Genomic DNA, 7,948 nt, shown 5'->3' on the forward strand with positions numbered 1-7,948 from the left:
CGACCATACTGGGACGACCCGGTCTTCAAGAAGCGTGCCGGGGCGTCGATTCACCGGAAACGTCGCATGGCCGCTTCGCGATGCATAGCCCTTTCGGCTAAGTCGCCTAATTTATAGACATTATATGCATTTTATTTAATCACATCCGTTGGAACTTCACTTCCCGATGCGTCCTAAAGACACGCTGGACATCCGGGGGCCGGCGGCCGATTTTGCTAATCATGACGACATCAGACACCGTGCGGCCCGTTGCGGCCGAAGCAACCACCGACTCGCTCGAGATGACGACCGATGTGGTTATCGTGGGCGGCGGGTTGGCCGGCCTCACCCTGGCGGCGGCGCTGGCGAGCGCCGGCGTTCCCGTGATCTGCCTGGACCGCGACACGCCGCCGACCCAGATGGAGCAGGACTTCGACGGCCGGACGACGGCGCTGGCCTTCTGCTCCAAGCGGGTGCTGGAAGGCGCCGGGGTCTGGCCGCACATGGCGGAGGACGCCGAGCCGATCCTGGACATCCGCGTGGTCGATCAGGAGTCGCCCCTGTTCCTCCATTACGATCACCAGGATGTCGGGATCGGCCCGTTCGGCTGGATCGCCGACAACATCGTGATCCGCCGCGCACTCTTCGCCCGCGTCGCCGAGTTGCCGGGGCTGCGCCATATCGTTCCGGCCCAGGTCACCCGGATCGACCGCGACGCCAAGGGCGCGCGCGTCACCCTGTCCGACGGGCGGGTGGTCAAGGCGAGGCTGGTGATCGGGGCCGACGGCAAGAACTCCTTCTGCCGGAAGCAGGCCGGCATCGGCGTCGTGACCTGGAAGTACGATCAGAGCGCCATGATCTGCAACATCGCCCACGACCAGCCCCACGGCGGAGTCGCGGTCGAGAAGTTCCTGCCGGGCGGTCCCTTCGCGATCCTGCCGCTGACCGACAACCGCTCCTCCATCGTGTGGAGCGAGAACAAGTCGCGCGTGCCGATGTATATGGGCCTGTCGGACGCGGCCTTCACGGCGGAGCTTCAGAAGCGGGTCGGCTCCTGGCTGGGTCCGATCCGGGTCGTCACCAAGCGGTCGGCGTGGCCGCTGTCGGTGCTGCATGCCGAACGCTACGTGGCGCAGCGGCTGGCGCTGGTCGGCGAATCCGCCCATGCGATGCACCCGATCGCGGGCCAGGGCCTCAACATGGGCCTGCGCGACGTCGCGGCTCTGGCGGAAGTCATCGTCGATGCCCACAGGCTTGGGCTGGATGTCGGCGGCCCGGAACCGCTGGCCCGGTACGAGCGCTGGCGCCGCTTCGACAATTTGACGCTGATCACGGTCACCGACCTGCTCACCCGCCTGTTCTCCAACGATTTCGGTCCGCTGAAACTGGCGCGCGACTTGGGAATGGCGGCGGTCAACCGGATGCCGCCGCTCAAGAAGTTCTTCATGCGGCACGCCATGGGGATGGTCGGCGAGCTGCCGCGGATGATCAGGGGAGAGCCGCTGTAGAGACATAACCGCTTGGCGGGCCGGGACCTTTTCCGGCCCGTTCACGAAGCCTTAAATCTTGATGGGCAAAAATGACCCAGGCAGATTTTACCTATCGGTGGAATCTACCGGTCGGCATTTGCTGCCGGCCCAGGATAGCTCCCGGCCGCCGCCGTCCCTGGCTGAGGACACGTGATCGGTCCGGAAGTTCGGAGGCTTCGTCATGTCGATGTCGATCCATACCAATGCCGTGCAGATGACTGCCCTGCGGTCGCTGGGCATGGCAGCGGAATTCACCAAGTCGGTCGAATCGCGACTCGCCTCCGGGAAGACCATATCCACCGCCTATGACGACGGCGCTTCCTATGCGACGTCGCTGCGCATCGATACCAACGTGAAGGCGATCAACGCGGTCAACGAACGGCTGAACGCCACCAAGGACTCGATCTACCGCACGACCGAGGCAGTCTCGGTGATGTCAGGCCTGACCGCCGAAGTCCGCAGGACGCTGACCAAGCTCGCGGACACGTCGCTGGTCGGCCAGGAGCGGACGAACTACGAGGTCCGCTACAAGCGATATGCCGGCGAGATCCTGGATCATTACAACGCCATCATGAAGGACGGCACGTCGCTGGTTTCGGACGGCGACTACTACAACAGCATCTACACGGCGCCGCATAAGGTCGTGGCGAACGTCGAAGGCCGGCAGACCGCCATCGGCGACTACGACACGACGGGCGGCAGCATGACGCTGCCGGGCTTCACCGATCCCAATGCGACGGCGGGAGCCCGCAACAAGGAAGACCTTGCCCAGTCATGGGCGAAGGTGTTCCTGAACACCGGCGATACCCCGGTGACGAACAGCCAGGGCGTCCCCAGCGAGTTGCAGACCATCCCGGTGCCCGATGCGGCGCGGGCGGCGGCGATGATCGACGACAGCGGCAGCAGCCCGTACAAGCTTTCGCAGTTCGAGGATTCGCTCAGCCGCGTCATGAACGGGCTGTTCAAGGACCTGCGCAGCGTCGACAACTTCATCAACTACAACACCGACATCGCGGCCGCCAGCGAGAGTGGTCTTGGGTCGATCATCGACGCCGACATGACCAAGGAAAGCGCCCGTTTCCAGGCCTACAAGGTCAAGCAGGAGATGGCGCGGCAGGGTCTGGCGATCACCCAGAACAGCAACAGGGTCGTCCTGGGCATGCTGGTCTGACGCCGGCCGGCGCAAAGCGCGCCGGCCGCTTAGCCGCTCGGACCTCGGCAATCAGAACTTGCACTGCGTTTCCGGCTTGTCGTCGCCCAGGCTGTCCAGCTCGGTCACAGGATGCAGGAAACCTTCCTGCGGGGAGACCGAGACCAGCATGCGCGGGTTGGCGATCAGGATCGGCTGGCGCAACTGGCCGTCCCAGGGACGGAAGCTGAGGGGCTGGCCCTTGAAGCCGCCGAGCGCGAAATCGGGGCTGCGGATGAAGCCCTCGATGGTCTTGGGATCGGCGGAATTCGTGCGGGTCGCGGCTTCCCCGATGGTGCGGACGGCCAGCCAGACGGTATGGTCGCGTTCCGTCATGGTCCGGTCGGCCTGCCTTTCGAACCGGCGCTGTAGCTGGGTGGCGCCCCAGTTCTCCGTCACCCGCGACCACGCGGTCGGGGTAAGGCCCTGCGTGCCGGCGACCGGACGCGGACGGGCGGTGCGGTCGGTCAGGTACTCGCCGAACTGGTCCTCCTCGTCGGCGACGATCAGGATGTCGTAGTCGCCGACCTGGGTGAAACCCAGGATGGCGTCGCGCTCGTTGACGGCGCCGCTGTCGGTGCGGCGGTTGCCGGTCTCGAAGGTCCAGGGCTTGTCCTCGACGATCTTGGTGTTGTAGCGCTTGGCGGTCCTGCGGATCGCATCGGCGTACTTCTTGTCGCCCTCGCCCGGTCCTTCCACCAGGAACCAGCGGGTCCAGCGCTTGAAGACGAGGTACTGCCCGAGCGCGTCGGCCAGCATCGCGCGGCTGGGCATCGTGTGAAGCACGTTGGCCCGGCACTTGTCGCGGCGCAATCCGTCGTCCCGCGCCCGGGCGTTGAGGATCAGGGCGTCGCTGGCCTCCGGCAGATCGGCGATGGCGAGCAGGGCATCGGCCGGCAGGTCGGAGACGATCAACTTGACGCCGCGCCCCAGCAGCTCCCGGGCGGCTGCGGCGGGATCGCCGTCTTCCTCGACGATGACTTCCTCCAGGGTGAAGTTCTGCCCGAGCAGACGGCCGGTCGTCTCGTTGTCCTTGAGGGCGAGCTGGGCGCCCTGGAGTCCCTCGTCCTCAAGGACGGGTTCCACGAAGGACAGCGGCTCGCGCGGCGGTTCCTGGCGGCCGATATAGCCGATCGCGACGTCGGCGGCATGGGCCGGGGCGCCTCCTCCCGTCAGGAGGCCAAGGCCGAGGGCACAGGCCGCCATAAAGGTCTTCCGCTTGATCATGGGCGTCTTCATCGGTGTTGTTTTCCTCCCTTCGCCGGACGGTCGATCCGTAGAAAACCGTCAGTCCAGGAACAGGTCCGGCAGCAGGGCCTTATCTGGATCGACCGCGTAGGATTTCAGGTCGGTTACGCCTTCCTGCGCCAGAACTTCGTCGTCGATGAAGAAGTTGCCGGTGCAGGTGCGGCTGTCGCGGGTCAGGATGGCATGGGCCGCGTCGGCGACGATCTCCGGCTTGCGGCCCATGCCCGGATCGACGCCGGGGATCATCGCGAGGGCTGCGGTCGCGATCAGGGTGCGCGGCCACAGGGCGTTGACCGCGATGCCGTCGCCCTGGAACTCCCCGCTCATGCCCAGCACGCACATGCTCATGCCATACTTGGCCATGGTATAGGCGGTGTGCGGGGCGAACCACTTCTGCTGCATCGAGAGCGGTGGCGACAGCATCAGGATATGCGGGTTCGACGCCCGCTTAAGGTGCGGGATGCAGGCTTGGCTGGTGGCGAAGGTGCCGCGCGCGTTGACGCCCATCATCAGGTCGAACCGCTTCATCGGCGTGTCCAGCGTGCCGGTCAGGCTGATGGCGCTGGCATTGTTGACCAGGATGTCGATGCCGCCGAAATGCTCGGCCGCGCGGGCGACGCCGTCGGCGATCTGGGTTTCGTCCCGGATGTCGACCTGAAGCGCCAGCGCCTTGCCGCCCGCCGCCTCGATCTCCTCGGCGGCGCTGTGGATCGTGCCGGGCAGCTTCGGATGCGCCTCCGTCGTCTTGGCGGCGATGACGATGTTGGCGCCGTCGCGGGCCGCCCGCAGCGCTATGGCCTTGCCGATGCCTCGGCTGGCGCCGGTGATGAACAGGGTCTTGCCGGACAGATCGGCCATGGTGAAACCTTCTCCCAATAGGATTCTATTGTTTATTGGCCGGTGAAGACCGGCTTCCGCTTGCCGACGAAGGCGGTGACGCCCTCCGCGAAGTCCTTGGTGAGGGCGCTGGCGGCGAACCGCTCGGCCTCCGCCTGAAGCTGGGTCTCCAGGCTGCTGTCGAGCGCCGCGTTGAGCAGCTGCTTGGTCCGGCCATAGGCCAGGGTCGGTCCGGCGGCAAGCCGGCTGGCCAGCTTCAGTGTCTCTTCCTCCAGGTTGGCGGAGGTGACGGCGCGGTTGATGATCCCGGCGCTCTCGGCGTCGGTGGCGCTGAAGCGGTCGCCCAGCAAGGCGATCTCCATCGCCTTCTTCATGCCGACCGCGCGCGGCAGATGGAAGGTGGAGCCGCCGTCGGGGCTGACGCCGATGTGGCAATAGGCCAGCGTGAAGACCGCGTCGTCGGCGGCAAGCGCCAGATCGCAGGCGAGCACGAGACTGACGCCGAATCCGGCCGCCGCCCCGCGCACGCTGGCGACGACGGGCTTGGGCATGCGCCGCATGATCAGGATGGAGGCGTGGACCTGATGGATCAGGCGCTCGAAATAGCCGCGCCGGGGGCCGTCCGGTTCGTTCAGGAGACCGGCGAACATCTTGATGTCGCCGCCGGCCATGAAGTTCTCGCCGGCGCCGCGCAGCACCACGGCGCGAATCGTATCGTCCTCCTCGCAGCGTGACAGGCCGGCGGACAGCGCTTCGGCCAGGGCCGGATCGAGGGCGTTGAGGGCGTTCGGCCGGTTGAGCGTCAGCGTCGCGACGCCGTTCTCGATGTCGAGCAGTACCCGATCGTTGATGTCAGTGGTCACGGCGGTTTCCTCGGCTGCGGCATTTCTCGATGTGTGACGAAGGTAACCTTTGGCTCGTCCGTCCTCAACAGCCGGAGGAAATAAGCAGGGGCAGGAACAATGCACCATTGGACTAATTGAACATACCGGGGGCTTCGCTTAAACACGACGCAACCGCACATGGCTTTTGCACAACTGGTAATTCTGGGGGAGACACCCGATGAAACGGGCTAAATTTTACGCCGGCGTACTGCTTGCAGGTCTGATGGCAGCGGCACCGGCCGGTGCGGCGGACATCAAGGAACGCAACATCAAGGTCGGCATCGGCCTGACCGCCGATCACCCGCAGGGCCAGGCGGTCGCCAGGTTCGGCGAACTGGTGTCGCAGAAGAGCGACGGCAAGATCAAGGTCAAGCTGTTCGCCGGCGGCCTGCTGGGCAACGACGTCAGCATGGTCTCGTCGCTCCAGGGCGGCACGCAGGAAATGACGATCCCGGACACCTCCACGCTGGTCGGCATCGCCGGCCTGAAGGAGTTCGGCCTGATCAACCTGCCCTTCGCGCTGAACTCCTCGCAGGAAGCCGACGCGCTGCTGGACGGCCCCTGGGGCCAGAAGCTGATGGCGAAGCTGCCGGAGAAGGGGCTGATCGGTCTGGGCTTCTGGGAGAACGGCTTCCGCCAGATCAGCAACAACCGGCATCCGATCAACAAGGCGGAGGACATCAGCGGCCTGAAGCTGCGCGTCATCCAGAACCCGCTGTTCATCGACACCTTCAAGGCGCTGGGCGCCAACGCCCTGCCGATGCCCTTCCCCGAAGTCTATACCGCCCTGGAGACGGGGACGGTCGACGGCCAGGAAAACCCGCTGGCGACCCTGATCGCCTCCAAGTTCTACGAGGTGCAGAAGCACACGGTCATCTCCAACCACATCTACAGCGTCTGGGCCTTCCTGATCAGCAAGAAGTTCTGGGACAAGCTGAGCCCCGACGAGCAGAAGATCCTGACCGAAGCGGCCAACGAGGCGACCGCCTTCGAGCGCAAGACCATCCGCGCCTTCGACGCCACGGCGCTGGAGGAGATCAAGTCCAAGGGCATCCAGGTGACCACCCTGTCGGACGAGGAAACCGCCAAGCTGCGCGAGACCGTCAAGCCGGTCTCCGCCAAGTTCATCCAGGAGTTCGGCGAAGCCGGCGCCAAGGAGATGATGGCGGAACTGGAAAAGATCCGCGCCGGCAAGAACTAAGGCGCGGGCGGCAAAGATGGTGTGCGGGGCGGACATCCGAACGGTCCGCCCCAGTTCCGCCCCATTGAGAAATACTGATCGTTTTGAGCAGATTGGAGCGTAGCATTCCTTGACGCTCCGGATGCCGCGCGTCTACACCCATGCGCTTCCTGTTTTTCCTCGAGCCGGGTGACGCGTTGTCCTTTTCCCTCCCAACGGTTCCGGTCACGCTGTTCGGGATGATCCTGGGACTGGGCGGACTGTCGAACGGGTGGCGCACCGCCGGCAGGATCTGGCAGGCTCCTGCCGTCGTCGGCGATGTCCTGGCGGTGCTTGCCGCGCTGATCTGGGCAACCCTGCTGGTCCTGTATGCCGGCAAGTGGTTCTGGGCACGGCAAGAGGCCGTCGCGGAGGCGCGGCATCCAGTCCAGGGCTTCTTCCTGGCGCTGCTGCCGGTCTCGTCGATGATCGTGTCGATCGTGCTGGCGCCGATGCTGCCGTATGCTGCCTGGGTTCTGTGCATGGCCGGCGTCGCCGGACAGGTCGTGTTCAGCGCCTATGGCATGGGCGGCATCTGGCAGGGAGGGCGTGCGCCGGAAACGACGACGCCGGTGCTCTACATGCCGACGGTCGGCGGCGGCTTCGTCAGCGCCATAGCGCTCTCGGCCTTCGGACATGCGGATCGGGGCATCCTGTTCTTCGGCGGCGGCTTCATATCGTGGATCGTGCTCGAAAGCCTGATCGTCCACCGCCTCATGATGCTGCCGGAACTGGCGCCCGCCCTCAGGACCACGCTCGGCATCCATCTGGCGCCGCCGGCCGTCGGCTGCGTCGCCTATCTGAGCGTAACCGCCGGACCGCCCGACGTCATGGCTCAGATGCTGTTCGGCTACGCGCTGTTCCAGGCGGCGATCATGATCCGGCTGGTCCCGTGGCTCCGGGTACAGTCCTTCACCGCCGGATACTGGGCCTATACCTTCGCGGTTTCCGCCCTGCCGCTGGCGGCCCTGCGGTTCATCGAGAAGGGCTATTCCGGACCGGTCGCCGTCATGGCCCTTCCCCTGTTCGCCGCCGCCAACGTCATCATCGGGGCGATCCTGCT

General features: G+C 65.5%; 7 protein-coding genes. 4 read left to right on the forward strand and 3 right to left on the reverse strand.

The window, feature by feature from the left end:
* The first annotated feature begins 221 nt into the window (after positions 1–221).
* Both AC5JJ6_RS31995 and AC5JJ6_RS32000 read left to right on the forward strand, forming a co-directional pair.
* Complete coding sequence (locus AC5JJ6_RS31995; protein ID WP_496045924.1) at positions 222–1,487, forward strand: UbiH/UbiF/VisC/COQ6 family ubiquinone biosynthesis hydroxylase; 1,266 nt, start codon at positions 222–224, stop codon at positions 1,485–1,487.
* 202 nt (positions 1,488–1,689) lie between these two features.
* Positions 1,690–2,679 carry a flagellin N-terminal helical domain-containing protein gene (locus tag AC5JJ6_RS32000; RefSeq protein ID WP_496045925.1) on the forward strand — a complete coding sequence of 330 codons (990 nt, stop codon included), beginning with the start codon at positions 1,690–1,692 and terminating at the stop codon, positions 2,677–2,679.
* 51 nt (positions 2,680–2,730) lie between these two features.
* Here the strand turns inward: AC5JJ6_RS32000 and AC5JJ6_RS32005 are convergent, their stop codons facing one another.
* Genes AC5JJ6_RS32005 through AC5JJ6_RS32015 form a run of 3 tightly spaced genes read right to left on the reverse strand, consistent with a single transcriptional unit; the run spans position 2,731 to position 5,645 of the window.
* Positions 2,731–3,936: an ABC transporter substrate-binding protein gene (locus AC5JJ6_RS32005; RefSeq protein WP_496045926.1), complete on the reverse strand. Its 1,206-nt coding sequence runs from the start codon at positions 3,934–3,936 to the stop codon at positions 2,731–2,733.
* Between the two features lie 48 nt (positions 3,937–3,984).
* The gene (locus tag AC5JJ6_RS32010; protein ID WP_496045927.1) at positions 3,985–4,803 is read right to left on the reverse strand and encodes an SDR family oxidoreductase; all 819 of its coding nucleotides are present in this window, start codon (positions 4,801–4,803) and stop codon (positions 3,985–3,987) included.
* 32 nt (positions 4,804–4,835) lie between these two features.
* Positions 4,836–5,645 (reverse strand): enoyl-CoA hydratase/isomerase family protein, encoded by an 810-nt coding sequence (locus AC5JJ6_RS32015; RefSeq protein ID WP_244619508.1) that lies wholly within the window; start codon positions 5,643–5,645, stop codon positions 4,836–4,838.
* A 199-nt stretch (positions 5,646–5,844) separates the two neighbouring features.
* On the opposite strand from AC5JJ6_RS32015, the gene AC5JJ6_RS32020 reads away from it, so the two are divergent.
* Both AC5JJ6_RS32020 and tehA read left to right on the forward strand, forming a co-directional pair.
* The gene (locus AC5JJ6_RS32020) at positions 5,845–6,867 is read left to right on the forward strand and encodes a TRAP transporter substrate-binding protein (protein WP_496045928.1); all 1,023 of its coding nucleotides are present in this window, start codon (positions 5,845–5,847) and stop codon (positions 6,865–6,867) included.
* 176 nt (positions 6,868–7,043) lie between these two features.
* Positions 7,044–7,948: dicarboxylate transporter/tellurite-resistance protein TehA (gene tehA, locus AC5JJ6_RS32025; RefSeq protein WP_496045929.1), on the forward strand; the 905-nt coding region annotated here is incomplete at its 3' end.

This window comes from Skermanella sp., assembly GCF_059503625.1.